The organism is Tessaracoccus massiliensis (assembly GCF_000826065.2).
GTDB lineage: Bacteria > Actinomycetota > Actinomycetes > Propionibacteriales > Propionibacteriaceae > Arachnia > Arachnia massiliensis_A.
In genome coordinates, this window is record NZ_LN623527.1 from 1 (window position 1) to 1,195 (window position 1,195).

The window sequence follows — 1,195 nt, forward strand, 5'->3', positions numbered from 1 at the left end:
CACGACGAGGTGCCGTCATGGCGTGACCCGCACGCCGACGTGACCCCCGCCGACCCCGCCACCATCCGCGCCATCCGCGCACGAAAGGACCGACCATGACCGCCCCGCTGATCTTTCTCGACACCGAAACCCTCGGCCTCGGCCTCAACGACCCCATCTGGGAGATCGCCCTCATCCGTCGCGAACCAGACGGAGTCGAAACCGAGCACCACTTCCTCGTCGCCGGGCCGGACGGGATGCCCTACTACGCTCCCGACGACTTCCCCGAGCCCTTCGCCAGCGACTTCCAGCGCCGCTACCACGACAGCGACGCGGACCTCATAGACCACGACGAGCTGAAGGTGCTGCTGCGCTACCTGCTGCGCCCCGTCAACGGCATCAAGTCTCACATCGTGGGCGCCGTTCCGAACTTCGACACCGAGCGGATAGCGCACCAGTTCGGCGTGACCAGCTGGCACCACCACCTCATCGACGTGGAGAACCTGATCGTCGGCTACATCAGCGGGCAGGACCGGCCCCGGTTCCAACCGCCGTGGAACTCCGACGACCTCAGCCGTGCCATCGGCATCAGGCCTGAGATGTACGACCGGCACACCGCCCTCGGCGACGCTCGCTGGGCACGGGACATCTACGACGCCATCACCAGGAAGGATCGACCATGACCGCCCCTGCTCAGCGGGGGTGGAGTGCGTGCCCACCCGCTACACCGAGCGCGACATGCTCGACGCTCTCCAAGTCCGCTACTCACAGACGTCCCAGGGCACGGTGCGCCGATACGTCACCGCCGAGCATGTCCGCGCCGCCTGCGGTTTCGCCGGCTACTCCGTCACCATGCGCACCGCGGACTTCCTCGCCCAAGACACATGGGAAGCGCAAGGGCTCAGGCTTCATGGCCATGAGGTGAAAGTCAGCCGATCCGATTGGCTGACCGAACTCGCGGACCCGAGCAAGGCCGACGCGATCAAGCGCTACTGCGACCACTGGTGGCTCGTCGTGCCGGACAAGGCCATCGTCCGCGACGACCTGCCCGACGACTGGGGGCTTATGGCCCTCGACAAGCGCGGCAAGCTCCGCATCGTTCGACGCGGCCCGAAGCTCGACCCCGAGCCGCATCCGCCGACGTTCCGCGCCTCGCTGATGCGGGCCGTCGCCAAGACGGCGAGGAGCCGACCATGACCGCCCCAGACCACCTGCC

At 67.4% G+C, this 1,195-nt stretch carries 2 protein-coding genes; both read left to right on the forward strand.

The features are described 5' to 3' along the window. Nucleotides 1-95: 95 nt before the first annotated feature. Nucleotides 96-662, forward strand: coding sequence for a 3'-5' exonuclease family protein (locus tag BN1186_RS00005; RefSeq protein WP_040281318.1), 567 nt, complete (start codon nucleotides 96-98; stop codon nucleotides 660-662). A 28-nt stretch (nucleotides 663-690) separates the two neighbouring features. After that, nucleotides 691-1,176, forward strand: a complete 486-nt coding sequence (locus BN1186_RS00010) for a hypothetical protein (protein WP_139650685.1) — start codon at nucleotides 691-693, stop codon at nucleotides 1,174-1,176. Nucleotides 1,177-1,195 lie beyond the last annotated feature (19 nt).